Consider the following 21836-nt stretch of genomic DNA (forward strand, 5'->3'; position numbering starts at 1 on the left):
ATTGACGAAAGAGGGGCTACCACGTAAAATATAATCTTGTTGCTTAAAAAACGAATAACGTGGTTCGAAACCATCCCACGTAAAAAAACTAAGGAGATTTTGTCATGAATATTAGAACTTTAGTCGGTAATGGTATTTTAGCGGCATTATATATTGCTGTTTCTATGCTTATTCAGCCATTTGGCTTTACGAATGTACAATTTCGTATTTCAGAGATGTTTAATCATCTCGTTGTATTTAACAAGAAAGCAATTTACGGAATTGTATTAGGTGTATTTTTAACGAATCTCTTTTTCTCACCTATGATCGCTTACGATTTAGTATTTGGAGTAGGGCAATCTATTCTTGCGTTAGTTGCAACGATTATTTCTATGCGATTTATTAAAGGTGTTTGGGCTCGTATGATTTTTAATACAGTTATCTTTACAATTACAATGTTTATGATTGCAATTGAACTTCATCTTGCATTGGGTTTACCATTTATGTTGTCTTGGTTAACTTGTGCAATTGGTGAATTTGTTGTCATGGCGATCGGTATGCCTGTAATGTACTGGATTAATAAGCGAGTACAATTTGAAAGATTTATGTAATAGATGAAAGAGCTATTCCTATAGGGATAGCTCTTTTTGTATGTAATCATATTGAATATAATGCTGTGACTCTAGATAAAATATAATAAAATAAAGTGAGGCTTCAATTAGCCGGATATATATAAGAAGTCTTACATAAGGGGAATGTAGTATGAAATATAAAATTCATTGGTTGTATAAAACGAAGCGTGGATTGCAGACGGAATTAACAACAGAGTATATGAACATAGAAGAAGTACTTCAATTTGCAGAGGATTTTGAGAAAACAGGAAGAGCTAAGGAACTTTTATTTTACGATGAAATGGACGCAGAATGGTCATTAAAAGAGATGAAAAAGTTAAGTAAGCAAGTAGAGGAAGAGCCCCAAGAAATACTCGTTTATTTTGATGGGGGGTATGATGTGCAAACGAAAGAAGCTGGCGTTGGTATATGTGTGTATTATAAAAAAGGAAATACAAACTACCGCATTCGCCGCAATGCATATATAGAAGGTATATATGATAATAATGAAGCGGAATATGCATCATTATTATACGGTATGAATATACTCGAGGAACTAGGGATTAAGTATGAAGCAGTTACACTTCGCGGAGATTCACAAGTGGTACTGCAGCAATTAGCCGGAGAATGGCCTTGTTATGATGAGCATTTAAACCATTATTTAGATCAAATTGAACAAAAGGCGAAGCAAATGAAATTAAAACTTGTATGTGAACCGATATCTAGAAAACAAAATAAAGAAGCACATCAATTAGCAACGCAAGCATTAGAAGGGACAGTCATTGATAGTCATAAAGAAATAACCGAATAGAGAGGTGCAAAGGTGGATAAAAAGCAACTCATTACAGAGGTAAATGACTTATTAGAAACATATTGTGAAGGATGTTTCTTGCGAGAACATAATCGAAAGACAAATAGTAAGTATTATGCTCATTCATTTTGTATAAGACAATGTACAGTTGGAGAAACATTGAAAAAGTATGGAGAACAGTTGTCATAAAAAAACATCCAGAGAAAATTCTCTGGATGTTTTTTAGTGCTTTGCTTCGTTTAATTGCTGCTCGCATTTGCTTAGTTTCTTTTCCTCGTTCATTAAAAATGGTTCATCTAAATCTACTGCAACAGATTTCATAATTTCAAGCTGTGAGCGAGCTGCTTCTACTGCAGTAGTAGCATGCTCTAATGTATCTGGATCCATTGAAATTGTTGCTGATCCTACCATTTTTTGTGCTGTTTCTACACGGAATTTTACTTCTTCAAAATCATTTACTTCTGATCCCATTGTTACTGCCTCCTTTGTATATTGCGCATTTCACATAGTTTTTGCTCTGTAAAACGGAAATATACAAAGGAATAATAAAGGAGGTTACCAAGTAAGGTAACCTCCTGTTATATGTTGGATTAAAGTTTTACTACGTTAGCAGCTTGAGGTCCGCGGTTACCTTCAGTAATGTCGAAAGATACTTCTTGACCTTCTTCTAAAGCTTTGTAGCCGTCTCCTTGAATAGCAGAGAAATGTACGAATACATCGTCAGCGCCTTCCATTTCGATAAATCCAAAACCTTTTTCGTTGTTAAACCATTTTACTTTTCCTTGCATGTTATAATTCCTCCTAAAAGCGTTTACTATTTTCATTTAGTGAAATTCATTTAAAAAATAATCTAAACTAAAAATGCTATATTCTTGAATATTCTGCTAAATGATTAATTTAAATATACACGAATTGGGAGAATTTAGTCAAGTAAGCGATTTTATTTTTTGTATTTTTAAATAATTTTTCAGTCGAATTTTTAAATAGGTATAGGACAGGCCGAGTATGTAATATTCTTAATTGAATGCTATACATAATGAGGTGAAAGAATGAATAAGTCTTATTTATTAGATAATGAAGGAATAAGAACGAGAACCGACATACCGGATTGGGTTGCAAAAGAATTTGAGATTTTTTCAAGTGTCGTGTTAGAACCAACTTTTCCATGTTATTTCGGTTTAACAGCTTTGAAAAAGAATGAACTTCGTTATTCATTTCTTTCTCATAATGATTGGAGTCATTTGCCGCATACAATGTTATCTTTTTTAGAGTTAATGAAAGAGAGGCCGATTGTAAGAAGGGGCTTTTTCCTTTTTATAGAACCGGAATGTGAAGAACAATCACTCGAATATTACCGCGATTCTTTTTGGAAAGTGCTACAGTATTTGCATGAAAACGATGATCAAGCATGGCCAAAGCAAATTCCTGAAGATCCAGACCATTATTTATGGGAATTTTCATTTGGTGGTGAGCCAATATTCGCATTTGGAAATGCGCCAGCTTATAAACAACGAAAAACTAGACATTTAGGGAATGCTCTCGTTATTGGGTTTCAGCCACGCACTATTTTTGATGGATTAGAGGGAGATCGTCCTAAAGGAGCATATTCAAGACAAATGGTCCGTGAGCGAGTTGAAAAGTGGGATCAATTGCCGAAACATCCTAACATTAGTCATTATGGTGACCCAGAGCATCGTGAATGGAAACAATATTTCATAGGAGACGATGTAGAACCAATAAAAGGGAAATGCCCTTTTCTTCATAAGATAAAAAAGTAAGAGCCATCACCTAGATGGCTCTTTTGTATATTTTGGATAAAAAAGGGTATTTTATTACGAAAGCTAGTCTATTTTTTCAAATTACATCATTAACTAGTAGTAAAGAGAGTAGAAAGGATAGAGCGATGATTGGAGCAATTATACAGCAAATTGTATTAGGTATATCATTAGCTGCGCCAGTAGGGCCGATTAATATTGAAATGTTAAAACGAGGAATTGAACGTGGGTTTTGGCACGCTTGGGTTGTTGGAATTGGTGGAATGACTGCAGATGTTTTATTTATGCTTCTCATTTATTTCGGTTTATCTTCTGTGTTTATGTATACATATGTACAAGCCTTCATGTATTGCACGGGTTTTTTCTTGTTATTTTATTTAGGATTTCAAAGTGTAAAACAAGGAATTTTCGAATCGAATATGGAATATAAAAAAGAAGAGGTAGGTGGCCTTAAGCAATCGTTTATGGCAGGGTTTTTAATTGCGATATCCAATCCATTAAATCTTGTTTTTTGGTTTGGTATATACGGAAGTACACTTAGCTCATTACTTACGAAGGTAACGAAACAAGAAGCTTTTTTGTACAGTCTTTGCATTATTGTTGGTATTATTTTATGGAATTTAAATATTGCATTTTCTGTACATTTTGGAAGAACTTTATTAAAACCAAAAGCGCTGGGCTACATAACAGCCGGAGCAGGTATTATTTTAGTAGGTTACTCTATACATTTTGCATACAAAGCTTTACAGTTGTTCACATAAGATTGAAGGGGAGATTTTTATGTATCGAACCACTATTGACGGAAAAGAAATTATCATTACGTTAGCGCCAAAAATCCGAAAAGAAATTACTGATAGAAATCCACTATATGAAGCGGTATTTCATAATGCTGCAAGATTGCTACAAACAAAGCAACCGACGTTTGCAGTAAATCATGAAATATTTGGTCTCATTATTGGAGAAGTGCAAAGAGGAGAAGTAACAGTGTTTGCAGTGGAACATATTATTCCGAAGCAAAATATATTTGGACCAAATAATTTTTTCTCGACAATAGAACAGCAGGCAAATTTGTAAAGTGAATAGAATAAGAATAGAAAAGAAATAGTCGTAACGATATGTTGCGGCTGTTTTTTTGGAAAAGGGGGAAACAAGATGAAAAAAGTGGGGAAAGAGTTCTTTTTACAACATGATATCGTTATTATGTATAGCATTCTATTTATTTTCATTATTATTTTAAAAATGCAATTTTTTACGTGGTTTGGGATGTTAGCATGTATGTTTGGGATTGTTTTCTATACACTTAATGAATATATGACACATCGTTTTTTATTCCATATAAAGCCACCTAAAAACACATTTCTATTAAAAATGTTAAGAAGATTGCATTATGATCACCACGTATATCCAGATGATTTAAAACTTTTGTTTTTACCAGTATGGTTTAGTATACCTAGTTTTACTATATATTTACTTGTAGCATATGGTATTACAAAAAGTGTTACTATTACACTTTCATTTGGAATCGGAATGATTATTATGCTGCTCGTTTACGAATGGAAACATTATATTGCCCATAGACCGATTCGTCCCGTCACTAAGTTTGGAAGATGGCTAAAAAAACAACATATATTACACCATTATAAAAACGAAAAGTTTTGGTTCGGTGTTTCAAATCCAGTATTCGATTTTATATTTGGAACACTTAAAGACGGAAAAGATGTTGAGTTAAGCGAAACAGCTCGTAATTTAGAAAAGGAAAAAAAGACAAAAGTAGTGCGTTAAGCACTGCTTTTGTCTTAATGAGGAAAAAAGTAAAGTGTCACTTTATTTTGAAAAAGTATATTAAAAATTTGGGGGAATTTGCCGAAAAATGTCTATCGAAAAATCTTTGCATGAATGTATGGATTGTCTAAAATGAGTATAAGTTTCTGAATATTTATAAAATTTAGTCTTTAGGTATGCAAAGGGGAAGTGTATTTCAAGTAAGAGAGGGGATCGGTTAATGAAACGAGATGATACGTCAGCACGTAAGTTGCAAAATGAGGTGAATTATACAGAGGTCGTTCAGTCGGAAGAATTTCAATTGTTATTAAATACGAAAAAGAAGTTTATCGTTCCAATGAGTATTTTCTTTTTTAGTTTTTTTATTGCACTGCCTATTTTAACGTCGTATTCAAAGGTGCTTAATACACCTGCATTTGGTGATGTTACATGGGCGTGGGTATTTGCTTTTTCCCAATTTATCATGACATGGGCACTATGTATGATTTATAGCAAAAAAGCAGAATCATTTGATGAAATCTCCCGAAAAATTCTGCAAAACATGCAAAAAGGGAGGGGCTGAACTTGAATACTACTGCGTTTGCACTATTTTTAATTATCGTTCTTGGTACGCTAGTCATAACCTATTTTGCATCGAAAAAAACGAAAAATGCGAGTGAATTTTATACGGCCGGAGGGGGATTAACTGGTTGGCAAAATGGTCTAGCCATTGCTGGAGATTACATGTCTGCTGCTTCATTTCTTGGTATAGCCGGAGCAATCGCATTAACTGGGTTTGATGGATTCTTTTATAGTATCGGTTTTTTAGTTGCTTATTTAGTTGTACTGTATCTTGTTGCAGAACCGCTTAGAAATTTAGGAAAGTACACTTTGGCGGATATGATTGCAGCACGCTTTGATGCGAAAAAAGTTCGCGGAGTTGCAGCTCTTAATACGATGACGATTTCTATCTTTTACATGATTGCACAATTAGTTGGCGCGGGTGCACTTATTAAATTATTATTAGGGATTGAATATACGACATCTGTATTAATCGTTGGAACACTTATGACGGTGTATGTTATTTTTGGAGGTATGACAGCAACGAGCTGGGTACAAATTGTAAAGGCTGTATTACTTATGGCTGGTACGTTTATTATTTCTGTTATCGTTTTCGCAAAATTCAACTTCAGCGTGACTGAAATGTTCGCCCAAATGAAAACAGCTACACCTTTAAAAGATTCATTTTTAAATCCAGGTGTAAAGTATAAGGATGGTCTTGATACACTTTCTTTAAATTTAGGACTAGTACTTGGTACAGCTGGATTACCACATATACTAGTCCGCTTTTTTACAGTACGTGATGCAAAAACTGCACGTCAATCTGTCGTATATGCGACGTGGTTAATTGGTGCATTTTATATTATGACGATTTTCTTAGGATTTGGTGCGGCAGCGTTTGTAGGAAATGAAGCGATTATTAAAGCGAACCCAGCTGGTAATATGGCGGCACCTTTATTAGCCAAAGCGTTAGGTGGAGACTTCTTATTTGCTTTCGTATCAGCAATTGCTTTTGCAACGATTTTGGCTGTAGTGGCAGGTCTTGTATTAACAGCAGCATCAGCATTCGCTCATGATTTTTATAATGAAATCATTCGTAAAGGAAAATCAACGGAAAAAGAGCAAGTATCCATGGCTCGTTATGCATCTATTGGAGTAGCGATACTATCTATCATACTTGCATTATTTGCCCAAACATTAAACGTAGCATTTTTAGTATCATTAGCATTTGCAGTTGCAGCGAGTGCAAATCTACCAGTAATTTTATTTACAATATATTGGAAGCGTTTTAATACAACGGGTGCTATTTCGGGTATGATTGTAGGTCTCGTATCGGCAATTGTTCTCGTAGCGTTGAGTCCGAATGTTTGGAACCCTGTAGCTGGAAAAGCTATTTTTGTTGGGGAAGCATTATTCCCATATACGACACCAGGAATTATTTCAATTCCACTCGGATTTCTTGCAGCATATTTAGGAACGGTTTTATCTAGTAAGAAAGAAGATGCAGCGAAATTTGATGAAATTCTAGTGAAATCTAATACTGGTCATGGCATTAGCGATGCGTCTTCACATTAAATAAAAGAGGAGCTTTTCGATAGATAAGAAAAGCTCTTTTTTCTTTTGTCATTTTCTTGTAAATATTACTGATTTGTAAGTAGGATTTGTCTTAATTTTGTGGAATGAAAATAGCAGGGAGAAATTTAAGTCATCATGGCACCAGCGCAGCTTTTGTGAAAAATAAGTTGTTATGGAAGGTGGAAGTAATGATGAAAACGAAGCAAACTGATGAATTATTAGCAAAAGATGAGCAATATGTTTGGCACGGAATGCGTCCCTTTAGTCCAAATAGTACAATGGTAGGGGCAAAAGCTGAAGGGTGCTGGGTTGAAGATATACAAGGAAAAAGATATTTAGATGGTATGAGTGGCCTTTGGTGTGTGAATAGTGGATATGGAAGAAAAGAGCTCGCAGAAGCGGCTTATAAGCAATTACAAACATTATCATACTTTCCAATGTCACAATCCCATGAGCCAGCTATAAAGCTTGCTGAAAAGTTAAATGAGTGGCTTGGGGGAGAGTATGTTATTTTCTTCTCAAATAGTGGTTCAGAAGCGAACGAAACAGCTTTTAAAATAGCAAGACAATACTATGCTCAAAAAGGTGAACCACATCGTTATAAATTTATGTCACGTTATCGTGGGTATCACGGGAATACAATGGCGACAATGGCAGCGACGGGACAAGCGCAGCGTAGATATCAATATGAGCCGTTTGCTTCAGGTTTTTTACATGTAACACCACCAGATTGTTATCGTATGCCTGAAATTGAAGGGCAGCATATTTATGATGTAGAATGTGTGAAAGAAGTCGATCGTGTTATGACGTGGGAATTAAGTGAAACAATTGCTGCGTTTATTATGGAACCTATTATTACAGGCGGGGGCATATTAATGCCACCACAAGACTATATGAAAGCTGTTCATGAGACGTGTCAAAAACACGGTGCCTTACTTATTAGTGATGAAGTGATTTGCGGTTTTGGGCGTACAGGAAAAGCATTCGGATTTATGAATTATGATGTGAAGCCAGATATTATTACAATGGCAAAAGGCATTACGAGCGCATATTTACCATTATCTGCAACAGCTGTGAAAAAAGAAATATATGAGGCTTTTAAAGGTAAAGGAGAATATGAATTTTTCCGCCATATTAATACATTTGGTGGAAATCCAGCAGCTTGTGCATTAGCACTTAAAAATTTAGAGATTATGGAAAATGAAAATTTAATTGAGCGATCTGCACAAATGGGTTCCCTTTTATTAGAGCAACTAAAAGATGAAATTGGGGAACATCCACTTGTTGGGAATATTCGAGGGAAAGGTTTACTAGTTGGAATTGAATTAGTAAATGATAAAGAGACGAAAGAACCAATTGATAATGATAAAATAGCAAGTGTTGTAAATGCTTGTAAAGAAAAGGGCTTAATTATAGGACGAAACGGTATGACAACAGCAGGATATAATAACGTTTTAACATTAGCGCCGCCTCTTGTTATTTCAAGTGAAGAGATTGCTTTCGTTGTTGGAACGTTGAAGACAGCGATGGAGCGTATTTAATAAATAGAGAGAGGAGCGAGCTGTAATATAAGGCTCGCTCTTGTTTAGTAGGAGGGGACTTTTAATGGAGAAATATGATCCTAACAAACATTATCACATCGGATATTATGAAGACGGATATGATTTAGAAGTGACGGCGTACAAAAGAATAAATGAACCAGTTTGGGATGCTTATATTCCGCACTATGAGGCAGACGATTTTTATAAGAAAGTGGAGGGAATGAAGCTAGGTAAATATATAGATGATTATGGCATTATGGTGTATTCATTTGGGAATGATATTGATGATGATGAAGCACGAATTATTTTTGAAAAATGGTTAAAAAAGAACGGGATTGTTTAAAGATAAAACAAAAAGGAGATTGCTATCTTATAAAATAGCAATCTCCTTTTATTATAGTAAATTTATTTGCTTGCTTTCATTGCTTTATCTTTTGCACCAAAAGTGTATTTTAACATTGGTGGTGTAATCATTGTAGTTAAAATAACGACAATAACGATTGCTGTAAAGTAATCTTGTGCCAATAGACCTGAAGAAAGTCCTGTTCCTGCGATGATAAGTGCAACTTCACCACGAGAAACCATTCCAGCACCGATAATTGCAGAAGACTTAGCGTCAAATCCAGTCATTCGAGCACCGAATCCACAGCCGATTAATTTCGTTAATACAGCGATAACAGTTAATGCTAAGATGAACCAAATTTGATTGCCGATACCGTCAAATGTAATATTCATACCGATACTAACGAAGAATACGGGAACGAACATAGCGTAAGCAATTGGTTCTACTTTCTTTTCTACTTCATGTTTGTAGTTTGTTTGAGAAATTGCAATACCAGCAGCGAAAGCACCGATAATACCAGCAATTCCTAATAATTCGCCGAAATATGCGAATGAGAAACAGATGATAAGAGCCGCGCTCACGATAGACTCAGATACGCGCAGTGGTGATAACCAGCGCATAATCGCAGGAACACCTTTCCATCCGATTAAAATAATAGAAGCGAAGAATACTACTTTCTTCAAGATAACCATTGTTAAGTTAACATCATCAGTACCTAAGAAGCTCATTGCAAATGCTAATAAAATAACAACAAGAATGTCATCAAATACAGCGGCTCCAAGCATCGTCGTACTTTCACGTGTTTTCATTTTACCTAAATCACGAAGTGTTTGTACGGAAATACTAACACTTGTCGCACATAGAAGTAATCCTAAGAATACAGCGTTTCCTTGTTCCATTCCCATCACAAGACCGGAAACGTAACCACCTACGAATGGAAGAATGATACCTCCGAGTGCAACTGCTAAAGAAGAATTACGATTTGCGTTTAATTCTTCTAAGTCTGTTTCAAGTCCAGCCATAAACATTAAAAGAATAACTCCGACATTACTTAATTGAGTTAGAAACTCTGAATTTTCAATCCAACCTAATACAGCTGGACCGATAACGATACCGACAATTAATTTACCTAGTACAGAAGGTTGACCTAATCTAACACTAAGATCACCAGCAAGCTTTGTACTTAATAAAATAAGTGCAATTTGAAAGAAAAATTCGAATTCCATCTGATCCTCTCCTCGTCATTTTTAATTTTATCATACGATTTCTCGGAATTTGCCTAATGAAAATATGTAAAACCCATTAAACAAAAGGGTCTGATTACAAGTTCTTTTGAACTTGTAATTTGAACCTGTAATTAATATATAATAAAATTTATTAAAAATCAATGAAAAAATAGCAGATTTTCATGATGGAATTTGATTTAGGTATGAAGGGAATGGCTATATAATAAGAAGAAATAAGGCAATATTTTTAATGAATTGGAGAAGGAAACATGTTATTAAATAAACGCTTTACAATTGGAGAAATGGCAAAAATGCATAATATTGCAGAATCTACATTGAGGTATTATGATGAAAAAGGAATTTTTCATCCGTCCATTGTTGATCCTCAAACGAATTATCGTTATTATACAATCGATCAATTTTCACTGTTAGATACGATTAAATTTTTACGCCAGTTAAATATTCCGTTAAAGGAAATTAAGAAATATATTGATGAAAGAAATCCAACATACGCACTCAATTTACTGGAAAAACAACAAGAAATGATGCTGAAGAAACAAAGAGAAATTGAATATGCTTTAGCAAAAATGGAACATAGAATTCATTTAATAAAGAAGGCGACGAAAGCGGAAACCGATCGAATACTTATTAAAAAAATACCAAAAAGAAAAATAACAGCGATTGCAGTGGCGCCAAATACGACAGATGATATGTTTGATTATTATATCCATTCGCTTCAAAAAAATATGAAGCAAATGGATGATAGTCTATTTTCAGGAGATATAGGTGTGACAATTTCCAAAAAAGCATTCATGCAAAAGGAGTTTCAAGCATATAGTAGCGTATTTATTCTTTTGGATTATATGCCTTATCAAGTACATAGTTCAGATTCAATTAAAGCTGGTATGTTTGCGTGCGCTTATCATCATGGATCATATGAAGAAACAGGTGAAACATATAAGAAATTAATGGAATACATTGATCAAGAAGGATACGAAATAAGTGGAGATTCGATTGAGATTGGATTAATTGATTGGTCTGTAACAGAAAATCCAGAGGAGCAAGTAACAGAAATTCAAATTCCAGTAATGAAAAAATAGAGTGTAGGACTTCTATTAATTACAAACCTGCATCAATTCCGATAATTAAATTTCCTATTTTTTTAATTCTCTCTTGACCTTCAAGTTACTTGAAGGTTTAAACTGTGAACAGAGCGTTGAAAAAGGAGCATAATAGTATGGAAGCAACAGAAAAATTAAGAGAAAAACCAGTTAAAAGTTTATTTATTTCTTATTTAATACCAGCCGTTCTAGGAATGGTTTTAATGTCAGTGAATATTGTAATTGACGCGGTTATGATTAGTAGAGGAGTTGGGGCGAACGGTTTAGCAGGAGTAAACGTGGCTATTCCAGCGTTTTCGATTTTCTTCTCTATTTCATTATGGATCGGGATGGGCGGGGCAACGTTATATTCTATTGCATTAGGTGAAAATAAACGAGAAAGAGCAAGGTCTATTTTTACTCAATCCATGACGGTAGCAGTTGTTATCGTAGGTGTTTTAGCGGCTATTTGTTTATGGAGAATAGAAGATTTAGCGTACTTATTTGGTGCAAATGAAGTGATTTTACCATATGCGTTAGACTATTTACACGTATTACTAACATTTGGAATGATATACGTTTTAGAAAATATTTTAAGTACATTTATACGAAATGATGGAAATCCTAATTTAGCAATGGCTGGTCTTGTTGTAACAGCTGTATTAAATATACTGTTTGACTATATCTTTATTTTTATCTTTGGATGGGGCGTAACAGGTGCTGCTTCAGCGACTATTCTTTCAGCAGCGATTGGTTTCCTTGTATTATTAACTCATTTCTTTAGAAAAAGTAGCATTTTAAAATGGACGAAATTCCATTTTGAATGGGATACTGTCAAACAAATTATGGTGATTGGTTTCCCAAGTTTTACAGCAGAAAGCACAGTTGCAATCGTAACGATTGGTTTTAATATCGCATTTGTTCAATATGCAGGAGAAGTAGGAGTAGCTTCCTATGCGATGGTGAATAGTATTCATGCAATGACATTACTATTATTCTTCGGTGTTGGAGCAGCATTGCAACCGATTGCTAGTTTCCATTACGGGGCAAATTTATCAGAGAGACTTCGTGAAGGATTGAAGTTTGCTGTGAAAATTGCAGTTGTCCTCGGAGGCGTTGCGATAATTGTCGGATTATTCTTCGGGAAATATATCATTGGTTTATTTGATGTTCAATCTCCAGAATTATTGGAGTTAACCTTAACAGGTATTAGTTTATTCTTTATCCAATACGTATTTTTAGGTTATAACATTGTGTATGGAGAGTACTTCCAATCAGTGCGACAAACGAAGAAATCAGTACTTATTATAATGAGCCGAGGGTTACTATTTATCATTCCATTGTTATGGATTATGCCAAAATTATTTGGGATAAACGGAATTTGGCTCGTTATGCCAGTTGCGGAAGTAATGACAGCGATTATCGTATTTACGATGAATCGTATGAAACATCCTGTTCCATTAAATATGGCAGGAGAGAAAGAAGCGATATGATGAAGAAAATCCCCCTAAGCAATTAAGGGGATTTTTTTATTCCTTTAAACTAATCGCAAAAGATCCATCCGTTTCTTGAACAGAAGCAAAGGCAACGTTTTTAATATGTGTAATTCCTTTTTCTTTTAATTCTTTATATAACCATTTTTCATCTTTATGTATCAACTTTAAGTTATCATATTGAATTTGTGAATCGACAATAAGTGCAATTGGTAATCCAGCATACTTAACATCTATGTTTAAATCTTTTGGAGTTAATGGTACAAGTTCTCTTTTTGGTAAAATACTAATAGCTCCGTTCGCTTCTAAAATGGCGTATTCAATTTCATGAACACTCGGATATCCTGCAACGCGAAGATTAGAAAGTAGTTCGGCAATGGGATATCTACTTTTTTGTAAGTTCTCAAAAATAATATCACCATGTTTAATTAAAATGATAGGGTGTCCGAGAATAAAACGATTTAGTTTGTTGAATAGGCTTAATTTTGTAAGGAGTAAATGTAAACATGTAATAACAACCATACCGAGAAATGCTTGTAAAGCACCAGAGACGGGTATGGCCTGGAAAGCTAAATAAGATAAAAAGATTATAGCCCCAAAATCATGAGGAGTTAGTTGTGCTAACGCGGATTTACCGAGTAACTTAAGCGATAGTAAAAATAAGATGAAAAAGAACGACACGTTACATAAAAAGAGAAGCAATAGAGACACTCCTTGGTGTAAAGTTGTACTTACTATTCCCGAAAGTAATATAAATATTACCTTTCAGAGGATAATTTAGGGTTTATTGGAATTTGTCTGTATACAAACAAATAAATGGATATTATCATGAAGGAAGTAAAAGAAAATAGGAGTATATGAGTATGAGAAAGAAGAAAATAATAAAGTGTATTTTAGTTGTTATAATGATTTGCGCCGTATATGCGGGGTTTTTACAATATCACATTTATAAGCATGGACATATGAATGCAAGTGAAGATGCTGAGTACATAATTGTACTAGGATCGAAAGTAAATGGAACGAAACCATCTTATTCATTGCAATATCGTATTGATAAAGCAGCTGAATATTTAAAATCACATGAGAAAACAATCGCTATCGTATCTGGAGGACAAGGAAAAGGTGAAGACATTTCAGAAGCATTAGCAATGAAACAAGGACTAATAAAACAAAACATCGCAGAAGACCGTATTATAATGGAGGACAAATCTACGAGTACAGATGAGAATATTACATTCTCAAAACCGTTAATTCCAGCCGATATGAAAAAAGGTATGATCGTAACAAACGATTTTCATATGTTTAGAGCGAAAAAAATAGCTGCCAAACAAGGTTTACAATTAGAAGGTCTTCCGGCAAAAACACCGAGACCAATCATCATTCCATCGAATGTACGAGAATATTTAGCCATTACACAGTATTGGTTTATGAATCGAATATAGTGAAAGTGATCCCGTCTGAAACTTCAGACGGGATTTAATTTGAGGAAAATCTTACAAATATGTCACGTTAGTGAAAGGTAAAGCGATAGTTTCTAGAATGATTTCCTGACATAATGAAAGTAACAAAAACTATTTAGAGGTGAATCGGATGAAAGGAAATAATATTTTATCTTCGTTATGTTACTTTAGTATCTTTTTTGCACCATTTTTACTACCAATTATCGTGTACTTTGTTGCAGAAGATGAAGTGAAGTATCACGCGAAAAAAGCATTTTGGTCACATGTTTTCCCATACGCAATCTTATTTGGAGGACTAGCAGTATCAGGAATGTACGGTTTAGGTTTCAATCAATCTGACGGTGCTGGAATTGGAATGATTATCACATATACAGTGTTCATTCTTGTAGGAATTTACTACTTCATTTGGAATATCGTAAAAGGTATTAAAGTCTTGAAAACGGCGTAATAAGACAAGAAAAAATTTCATTTAAATTACCGTTAATATAATTTCATTTACCGTATTCATAGACGTTTTAAAAAAAAGAGCAATTCAAAAAGAATTGCTCTTTTTGTGCTTATAAGTTGTGAATATTGAAAAAGATGTGTTAATTTTTCATTATGAAGAGAAAAAGGAGTGATTTTCATGAATGAGATAATACATAAGATAGAGCAACACGTTTCAGTTCGTAAATATAAAGAAGAATCAATTCCGAAAGATGTAGTAGAAAAAATGGTGCACGCTGCACAGCATGCGGCTTCATCACATTTTGTACAGGCGTATTCTGTCATATATGTAACAAATCAGGAATTAAAGGCTAAATTAGCAGAGTTATCCGGAAATCGCCATGTGAAAGACTGCGCAGCATTCTTTGTTTGTTGTGCAGATTTAAAACGACTTGAAATTGCATGTGAAAAACATGGTACAGAGATAAAGCATGAAGGGGTGGAAGACTTTATCGTTGCGACGGTAGATGCTTCACTTTTTGCGCAAAACTTAGCGTTAGCAGCAGAGTCATTAGGATACGGTATTTGTTATATTGGTGGTATTCGTAATAATCCGAGAGAAGTGAGCGAATTGCTTCATTTACCAGATAAAGTATATCCTGTATTCGGAATGACAGTCGGTGTACCAGATGAAGAACATGGAGTTAAACCACGCTTACCGGTAGCAGCGGTTCTTCATGAAAATGGATATGATGAAAAGAAATATGATGAATTATTAAATGAATATGATGAAACGATGAACTCGTATTACAAAGAAAGATCATCAAACAAGAAAAGCGTAACATGGACGGAATCAATGAGTTCGTTTATGTCTAAAGAAAAAAGAATGCATATGAAAGAGTTTTTAAGTGAAAAAGGATTAAATAAGAAGTGAGTAAAAGGGCAAACCTGAATGCGGGTTTGCTTTTTTTGAAAGGAGAAATACCTAAGATCAGAAAGTTGTCTATTCTTTCTGATCTTAGGTATTTCGTTTGTTATCATATACATAGAAATAAAAGTTAATAAATTTTTACAAAAGTGATAGAAAATGAGAATGAAATACCAATAGTAAGTAAAGGCAGCTGCTAAAGGGGAACTGAGGAAGGAAGATGCATATGATTTTCGATTCTGAAGAGGATTTAATTATAGCTATGAAAAAACATGATCAAGATGCTTTGAAAGAAGTGATTGATCAATATGGAAAATTAATTTTATACATTATTCATAAATCATTAAGTACCCCTACTGAAAAACAATATGTGGATGATTGTTATAACGATGTATTTACTGTTATTTGGTTTAATATCGACCAATTTGATACAGAAAAGGGAAACTTAAAATCTTGGATGATTGGTATTACTAAATTGAAGGCATTGGAATATAAAAAGAAAGTATATAAAGAGAATAAAATCGATAAGGACGTAGAAATAGATACAAGTGTCCATGATAGGTATGAAATAGAACAAGAAGAAGAGATTATGGAAATTGTTCAAGATTTAAATAAGAAAGATCGATATATCTTTTTAAAGAGGTATATTGATGGGTATTCCATTGACGATATTGCAAAAGAATTAAAAGTAACGGCAGATTATATATACAATCGAATTTCTCGTGGGAAGAAAAAACTTCAAAAACTGTGGAAAGGGAGTGTGTAATATGGATAAAAGATTATTATCGATGTTAAATGAGCTCCAATATTCAGAGGAAGAAATTACACGTTTAGAGAAAGAAGCGAATGAATCTATAAATATAGATAAGTATTATGTGAAAAACGGGGAGTTATTGAAGAAATTAACGGTGCAAATGTTGGAAGAATCAGTTCGGAAAGAGTTGCAAGAAGGAGAGGAAATACAATGTGAAATATTAGTGGAAGAAGGAAGTCTTGTAAATTCTAAAGTTATACCTAATATATTAACCACAGGTGCTACATTTTATTATTACATTGTTTTAACTAATACAAGGTTACAAATTATAGCGTTAGATTGTTATTTTAAAAAGTTAAATGAATACAGTGTATTAGTAAACTCAATTCAAGCAGTTTCGCAACATAAAAAAATGAAAAATGTATATGGAATTAAAATAAATAACAATTATATACAATTAGGAAGTAAAGAGTATAATCAAGAATTAACAGTTTTAATTGGAAAGCTAAAACAATGTGGAGTGAAAGAAGAGAGATATAAAGATTTCGAAAAAAGTTGGATGATTTTTTTCAATGTGTTTGTAATAGCGATAGCTGGGCTTCTAGTTTTAAAATATTTAATGTGAAAATAAAAAGCGGCATAATAGCCGCTTTTTATCGTTTGGTTAGTATTTTATTTATGATTTTGTATTTTGAAAAACTTACTTATAATAAATGCAAACTTTCAATAAGAAGATACATACCCGTGCAACTTAAAAGGATGTACGTAAATATTTTGAAAATTCGTTGATTAAGCCATTTGAAAATAATTTGCCCTATATACAAACCTAGAAATACGATTGGAATAGCGTAAAAACTTGATTCCCAAATTGTTTTGTTTGTGCCAGTAAAGAGTATTTGAGTTAGTAGGCTAATGAAATATATAAATAGATAAAAAGCTAAAGTAGTTGCTCTCAATTTCTCTTTTTTCGTATCAGTTCCTGTAAAGTAAAGTAACAGGGGTGGTCCTGGCATACCGATACTTGTCGTTAAAAGACCGGATAATCCGCCCACTAAGAAATCTCTAGATTTTGTTGATTTAATCTTAAAGTTGCATATTAGCATCAACGTTAATAGTAAAAGCAGGATGCTAATTGCTAATTTAAAAGTGTTGATGTTAATGGAAGTGAAAATGAAAATGCCAAAAGGAACACCAACTATACTTCCGAAAATTAATCTTTTCAGTAGTATAAAATCAATATCTATTCTTATTTTCCAAATGAGTGATATGGAAATAATTAATGATAAAATGATATTTATTTGTATAGCTTCTTGTGGTAGAAATAACATGAGTAAGAAAGGTGTTGCCATAATAGAAAAGCCAAAACCTGTACTTGTTTGTAAAATAGAAGCTACTAATATAATACATATGAAAATGAATATAATTTCCAAAATAGCCCCCCTACATAATCAAATTTAATAAATATTTTAACATAAAGTGAAACTTTAATCAGTGGGAGGCTTACTGCACGGCAAATAGCCGCTTTTTATGTTGCATTTAATATTCTAATGATGATTCTGTAGTTTTAAAGTATTTTTCTCGTGAAGGAGTCATTACCCGGATTGCTAATAAACAGGAAAGGAAAAGAATGAGTAACGAGCTACTTATTACAGTAAATTGAACGGAAAGAAATTGTGCGGATGCCCCAATTGCTAAAACGAAAAAGATTTGGATGAAATTTTTTATGGAATCAAACACGCTATCGATACGTCCTATCATATATATAGGGATGTTATTTTGATAAAATGTTATAAAGCCAGTACCAGCAAATGATGAAGAAATACCAAGTAAAATGAAACCACCTGCTGCGACTATAAATGAATTTGAAAAGGCGAAAATTATATAGCCTATTGCTGTGAAAATCATACCTAATCCGATACAATGTTGAATTGGTAATCGTTTGGCAAAGAGAGAGACGAGAAATGAACCGGAAACGTAAGCAGCGCCAGTTATACTAACAAGCATACTGTATTCTATATCGGTTAAAAACAGTACTTGCCTCGTAAAAACAACTTCTTGTGAATCGAGTGCCATAGAAACAAGCATAGTCGCTTGAAATAAAACGAATATGAGAATAATGTACGTTTCTGTTCGAGCGAACGAAAAAACTTGTTTCCAATCACTTCGTAATGTTTGTACAAAAGTATTTGCAACTTCTTCGTTTTGCTTTGTTTGTAATGTAATGTTTGGCAAGAAGTAAATGAGAATGGTAGAAAGTAGAAATGAAAGTGAGTTGCAGTAAATAACAAAGGCTGCTGAGTACGTGGTGAGAAGTATTCCAGCAAGAGCTGGACCGATAATAAAAGCCCCGTTTGTACATAGGCTATTCCATGCATTAAATTGAGCGCGCTCTTCAGCTCGTATGAGCATTGTTTTATAAGTAAATGAAGCTGGATCGAAAAATGATGTAGCGATGCGAGTTAAAAAGATGAACATATAAATGGCCCAAATAGAATCAAATAATGGAATACAGCCAATGAGAGCTGCTCGAATTATATCTGTGATGAGCATAATGGACCGTTTGTTTAATCGATCTACTATACTACCAGACCATATTTTTGTAACAACAGTGGCGATTGGACCAACAATCCATAATCCTGCTACAGCAGCAGGTGAGTTTGTGCTATTTAACACCATTAAGTTTAGAGCGATGAGATACATAAAATCACCTAAACGAGAAATTCCTGTTCCCGACAATAATAATAATTTATTTTTCATGAATAAATGGTCCTTTCTTTCATTGTTTTTTAATCCTGCAGGAAATAGCGTATTCCTCTTCAGAGTTTGATTGACGAGCGGTTTTGTTTTCCCAGCGTAATAAAACTTGTGTAATCTCCCAAGTAAGCTGTTGTAATTCCTCTGGAGTTAAAAATAAATGAGATACAATATGACTACCTGTATTCGTTCCTTCTGTGCCGCTTTCTTCAATATAGAAATGAGCAGCTTTTGCTTTATAATATTTTTCAATAATCCCTCGTTTTTCCTTCGTTTCTACTAATTCAAGCAACCCTCCATCATATAAAATTTGAACGTGATAATGTACGCTTCCAGCAGATTTATTTAGTTTAGTAGCAACTTGTTTTGCAGTAAGTGCTTCATCTTTTAAAAGGTGAAGAATTTGAATGCGAGTTGCATTGGAAATGAGCTTCTGCTGCTCAGCTGAAATAGTAAGTCTATCGTCAAACATTATGGCACCCCTTTTCTTATAATCTAAATTTATTGTACATTCTAAAAAATTAGAACGTAAGGAAAATAAATCGTCTTTTTCCTCTGTATTTCGACATAAATAAAAATAGCATGTTTATAAACATGCTATTAAGTAGAAGGAGATTCTTCATTAAATTCCCCGCGATAAAATAAAAACAGCCATATAAAACTTACAAAATACAACATATAGCTAATAAACTGCCAATCATTTGAGGAGAAAGAATTTCTAACAGCCCTCCTGTAAAAAACATCGATAACTGAATAAGAGATCCGTAAATAGAATAATGGAATGAAAAAACTTTACCTATCATATTTTCGTGTGTGTAAGTTTGAAGTAATGTCGTATCAAGTGGAACGATGATTCCTCCTGCTATACGCATACAGAATAAAGTAATGATACCGATAATAAGTTGATCGGATAGAATGAATCCGAGAAAGAAAATTCCTTGTAATAAGTAGGACCAACCGAATACTTTTTTCATTTTTTCTTTATTATGGGATATATAAAGATTAACGAGAAGGCTTCCTATCATAAGCCCAGCCCCTTGAACCGTATATAAAATCCCAATGTTCGTATGGAAAATTTTTTCGGCATAGATCGTTAGAAGTAGTTGATAAGCGCCTCCAATAATCCCCCATGAAATGCCGACAAGAATTAATGTTAAAATGATTTTTGTTTGTAATATGTATGTATAACCACCTTTTATATCAGTGAAAAATGCTTTGTTCTTGTTACAAGTATCATGAGCAGGAATACTCATATTATAAATAAAATAGGCTGAAAGAAAGTATGATAGGCTATTTACTAAAAAAGCGAACTCAATATGTAAAGATTGTGCAATTACTCCGCCCAAAGAAGCCCCCATAATAGACATAAAACCATTAATTGTACTAGAAAGAGAGTTAGCAGTTACGAAATGATTTTGGTGTACAATATTTTTTAGGGTTGCTTGTTTAGCCGGTTCAAATAAACAAGCAAGTACAGATAAACATATATTAGCAATGAAAATAATCTCAATTTTATAGCCTGCGAGTAAGTATGTAAGGACTAGAATTCCCCGTGTAATATCGGTAAAAATCATAATATTCTTTTTAGAGAAACGATCTACAATTCCGCCTATGAATGGACTAAGAAGAAGCTGTGGTAAACTTTTACTTATAAAAGTAAGTGCGATCATAAACGGCGATTCCGTTATGCTGTAGACAAATGTTAATAAAGCTACCGTATGGAACCAATCCCCAAGTACACTTAATGTTTGCCCATAAAATAGTTTATTGAAGTTTTTATTTGTTTTAAGAAGTGTGGAATAAGAAATCGACATAAATAGATTACTCCTTATGTAATGACGATGTTTGAATTTGTTCTTTCCACTCACTTAAATACACTTTTTCCGCTGTAGGAAGTCCAACAGGTAATTGTGCAATCAATTCTAAACTATTTCCATCAGGGTCGTTAAAGTATACGGCTGCATGTGCTAATTCCGGAAAAACAATCGGTTCAATTGGTTCCATTCCAAAGTCTTTTCGTGCTGAAATTCCTTTTTGATTTAGCCAATGAATCGCATTTTCTAAATCATGTAAACTTACTTGAAAGGCGATATGTCGTAAAGAGGGGTGATAATTCACTTTGTATTCTGTGCCTTCCCAAAGGCCGAGCCAACTCTCATTTTCTTTAATCCAAAAGAAAGCAATATTATCTCCTCGTTTATATAATTTTAGCCCTAGTGATTCATAAAAAGGTATTGATACTTTTAAGTTGCGGACAGGTAAATGCGCTTCGTAAAGACCTCTAATCATTGTAATCCCCCTTAGTAAAAATGTTTCTTATTCCATAGTAAACAATATGTTGCTAGTTGAAATCGCAAATAAGAGGGATATAAATTCATACGAAAGTATGAAAAAAACAGCTCAAATATGAGCTGTTTTTTTATAGTTTTTAGTTCATTTGTCAAGGATAGGATATATTAATATCCGTATCCGCCGCCACCCCAACAGCTACATCCGATGATGATTAGAAGGATGAATAGTACGATAAGCAAAGCAAATCCACCGCCGAAACCAGCGCAACTTCCACCATAACTCATATGTTTTCCTCCTTTTTAGTAAGTTAATCTATATGGTTCATGGACTACTATATACAGTATGTTTTTTGTATAGAAAACGAGCCAGTCTCATTTATAATTAGACAAATGCCTGTAGATTCATTAGGATTGTATGTTAGTGATTTGTAAATAAACCTTTACATG

27 protein-coding genes, 1 pseudogene and 1 riboswitch are annotated in these 21836 nt (G+C 33.8%); of the genes and pseudogenes, 18 read left to right on the top strand and 10 right to left on the bottom strand.

Features of this window, described 5'->3' with window-relative positions; genetic code table 11:
• Positions 1-53: 53 nt before the first annotated feature.
• A riboswitch (PreQ1 riboswitch) is annotated at positions 54-98 on the top strand.
• 6 nt (positions 99-104) lie between these two features.
• From OXT04_RS01440 to OXT04_RS01450, 3 genes are all read left to right on the top strand, one after another.
• A complete protein-coding gene (locus OXT04_RS01440; RefSeq protein ID WP_001026474.1) occupies positions 105-590 on the top strand; it encodes a QueT transporter family protein in 486 nt (161 codons plus the stop codon).
• 151 nt (positions 591-741) lie between these two features.
• Positions 742-1401, top strand: coding sequence for a ribonuclease H family protein (locus OXT04_RS01445; protein ID WP_000875548.1), 660 nt, complete (start codon positions 742-744; stop codon positions 1399-1401).
• Between the two features lie 12 nt (positions 1402-1413).
• The gene (locus tag OXT04_RS01450) at positions 1414-1590 is read left to right on the top strand and encodes a zinc-finger domain-containing protein (protein ID WP_000358801.1); all 177 of its coding nucleotides are present in this window, start codon (positions 1414-1416) and stop codon (positions 1588-1590) included.
• A gap of 33 nt (positions 1591-1623) precedes the next feature.
• Here the strand turns inward: OXT04_RS01450 and OXT04_RS01455 are convergent, their stop codons facing one another.
• Complete coding sequence (locus OXT04_RS01455; RefSeq protein ID WP_000534400.1) at positions 1624-1872, bottom strand: DUF2564 family protein; 249 nt, start codon at positions 1870-1872, stop codon at positions 1624-1626.
• A 119-nt stretch (positions 1873-1991) separates the two neighbouring features.
• Positions 1992-2189 (bottom strand): cold shock-like protein CspB, encoded by a 198-nt coding sequence (gene cspB / locus OXT04_RS01460; protein WP_001161731.1) that lies wholly within the window; start codon positions 2187-2189, stop codon positions 1992-1994.
• A gap of 261 nt (positions 2190-2450) precedes the next feature.
• Here cspB and OXT04_RS01465 point away from each other — a divergent pair, with 261 nt between their 5' ends.
• From OXT04_RS01465 to OXT04_RS01500, 8 genes are all read left to right on the top strand, one after another.
• Complete coding sequence (locus OXT04_RS01465) at positions 2451-3179, top strand: YqcI/YcgG family protein (protein ID WP_061660303.1); 729 nt, start codon at positions 2451-2453, stop codon at positions 3177-3179.
• A gap of 14 nt (positions 3180-3193) precedes the next feature.
• Positions 3194-3937 (top strand): LysE family transporter, encoded by a 744-nt coding sequence (locus OXT04_RS01470; RefSeq protein ID WP_139062871.1) that lies wholly within the window; start codon positions 3194-3196, stop codon positions 3935-3937.
• Positions 3938-3956: 19 nt separating this feature from the next.
• Complete coding sequence (locus OXT04_RS01475; RefSeq protein WP_000286361.1) at positions 3957-4250, top strand: hypothetical protein; 294 nt, start codon at positions 3957-3959, stop codon at positions 4248-4250.
• 78 nt (positions 4251-4328) lie between these two features.
• Positions 4329-4958 carry a sterol desaturase family protein gene (locus OXT04_RS01480; RefSeq protein WP_065228563.1) on the top strand — a complete coding sequence of 210 codons (630 nt, stop codon included), beginning with the start codon at positions 4329-4331 and terminating at the stop codon, positions 4956-4958.
• 220 nt (positions 4959-5178) lie between these two features.
• Positions 5179-5520 carry a DUF485 domain-containing protein gene (locus OXT04_RS01485; protein WP_000817372.1) on the top strand — a complete coding sequence of 114 codons (342 nt, stop codon included), beginning with the start codon at positions 5179-5181 and terminating at the stop codon, positions 5518-5520.
• A 2-nt stretch (positions 5521-5522) separates the two neighbouring features.
• Positions 5523-7073 (top strand): solute symporter family protein, encoded by a 1551-nt coding sequence (locus OXT04_RS01490; protein WP_001098239.1) that lies wholly within the window; start codon positions 5523-5525, stop codon positions 7071-7073.
• Between the two features lie 191 nt (positions 7074-7264).
• On the top strand, positions 7265-8614 hold the full coding sequence (locus tag OXT04_RS01495; RefSeq protein ID WP_000850962.1) for an aspartate aminotransferase family protein: 1350 nt from the start codon (positions 7265-7267) through the stop codon (positions 8612-8614).
• 64 nt (positions 8615-8678) lie between these two features.
• A complete protein-coding gene (locus OXT04_RS01500; RefSeq protein ID WP_000417068.1) occupies positions 8679-8957 on the top strand; it encodes a DUF3986 family protein in 279 nt (92 codons plus the stop codon).
• 62 nt (positions 8958-9019) lie between these two features.
• Here OXT04_RS01500 and OXT04_RS01505 read toward each other — a convergent pair whose 3' ends face one another.
• Complete coding sequence (locus OXT04_RS01505; protein ID WP_267412628.1) at positions 9020-10183, bottom strand: cation:proton antiporter; 1164 nt, start codon at positions 10181-10183, stop codon at positions 9020-9022.
• 269 nt (positions 10184-10452) lie between these two features.
• Here OXT04_RS01505 and OXT04_RS01510 point away from each other — a divergent pair, with 269 nt between their 5' ends.
• Positions 10453-11283 (top strand): MerR family transcriptional regulator, encoded by an 831-nt coding sequence (locus OXT04_RS01510; RefSeq protein WP_016082204.1) that lies wholly within the window; start codon positions 10453-10455, stop codon positions 11281-11283.
• A gap of 137 nt (positions 11284-11420) precedes the next feature.
• Positions 11421-12776: an MATE family efflux transporter gene (locus OXT04_RS01515; RefSeq protein WP_050843133.1), complete on the top strand. Its 1356-nt coding sequence runs from the start codon at positions 11421-11423 to the stop codon at positions 12774-12776.
• 36 nt (positions 12777-12812) lie between these two features.
• Here the strand turns inward: OXT04_RS01515 and OXT04_RS01520 are convergent, their stop codons facing one another.
• Positions 12813-13478, bottom strand: a complete 666-nt coding sequence (locus tag OXT04_RS01520) for a DUF421 domain-containing protein (RefSeq protein ID WP_097924911.1) — start codon at positions 13476-13478, stop codon at positions 12813-12815.
• Positions 13479-13639: 161 nt separating this feature from the next.
• On the opposite strand from OXT04_RS01520, the gene OXT04_RS01525 reads away from it, so the two are divergent.
• The 5 genes from OXT04_RS01525 to OXT04_RS01545 all read left to right on the top strand — a co-directional run bounded on the left by OXT04_RS01525 (position 13640) and on the right by OXT04_RS01545 (position 16969).
• Positions 13640-14218, top strand: a complete 579-nt coding sequence (locus OXT04_RS01525) for a YdcF family protein (protein WP_001227658.1) — start codon at positions 13640-13642, stop codon at positions 14216-14218.
• 148 nt (positions 14219-14366) lie between these two features.
• A complete protein-coding gene (locus OXT04_RS01530; protein ID WP_063546959.1) occupies positions 14367-14684 on the top strand; it encodes a magnetosome magnetite crystal formation protein family in 318 nt (105 codons plus the stop codon).
• Positions 14685-14861: 177 nt separating this feature from the next.
• Positions 14862-15596, top strand: coding sequence for an oxygen-insensitive NADPH nitroreductase (nfsA, locus tag OXT04_RS01535; protein WP_001002379.1), 735 nt, complete (start codon positions 14862-14864; stop codon positions 15594-15596).
• A gap of 214 nt (positions 15597-15810) precedes the next feature.
• Positions 15811-16356 (top strand): sigma-70 family RNA polymerase sigma factor, encoded by a 546-nt coding sequence (locus tag OXT04_RS01540; RefSeq protein WP_003274080.1) that lies wholly within the window; start codon positions 15811-15813, stop codon positions 16354-16356.
• Between the two features lies 1 nt (position 16357).
• Positions 16358-16969 (top strand): flagellar motor switch protein FliG, encoded by a 612-nt coding sequence (locus tag OXT04_RS01545; RefSeq protein WP_000361356.1) that lies wholly within the window; start codon positions 16358-16360, stop codon positions 16967-16969.
• Between the two features lie 79 nt (positions 16970-17048).
• On the opposite strand, the gene OXT04_RS01550 is transcribed toward OXT04_RS01545, so the two are convergent.
• From OXT04_RS01550 to OXT04_RS01575, 6 genes and pseudogenes are all read right to left on the bottom strand, one after another.
• The gene (locus OXT04_RS01550) at positions 17049-17774 is read right to left on the bottom strand and encodes a sulfite exporter TauE/SafE family protein (protein WP_000402526.1); all 726 of its coding nucleotides are present in this window, start codon (positions 17772-17774) and stop codon (positions 17049-17051) included.
• A 106-nt stretch (positions 17775-17880) separates the two neighbouring features.
• Positions 17881-19101 (bottom strand): MFS transporter, encoded by a 1221-nt coding sequence (locus OXT04_RS01555; protein ID WP_071730822.1) that lies wholly within the window; start codon positions 19099-19101, stop codon positions 17881-17883.
• A gap of 19 nt (positions 19102-19120) precedes the next feature.
• A complete protein-coding gene (locus OXT04_RS01560; protein ID WP_000459089.1) occupies positions 19121-19570 on the bottom strand; it encodes an ArsR/SmtB family transcription factor in 450 nt (149 codons plus the stop codon).
• Positions 19571-19698: 128 nt separating this feature from the next.
• Positions 19699-20912, bottom strand: a pseudogene (locus OXT04_RS01565) (MFS transporter).
• A 7-nt stretch (positions 20913-20919) separates the two neighbouring features.
• Positions 20920-21387, bottom strand: coding sequence for a VOC family protein (locus OXT04_RS01570; RefSeq protein ID WP_033696135.1), 468 nt, complete (start codon positions 21385-21387; stop codon positions 20920-20922).
• Positions 21388-21554: 167 nt separating this feature from the next.
• The gene (locus OXT04_RS01575) at positions 21555-21674 is read right to left on the bottom strand and encodes a YjcZ family sporulation protein (protein ID WP_000120179.1); all 120 of its coding nucleotides are present in this window, start codon (positions 21672-21674) and stop codon (positions 21555-21557) included.
• Positions 21675-21836: the final 162 nt, after the last annotated feature.

It is taken from the genome of Bacillus sp. GC_Bacil_1, assembly GCF_026540675.1.
Taxonomy (GTDB): Bacteria; Bacillota; Bacilli; order Bacillales; family Bacillaceae_G; genus Bacillus_A; species Bacillus_A cereus.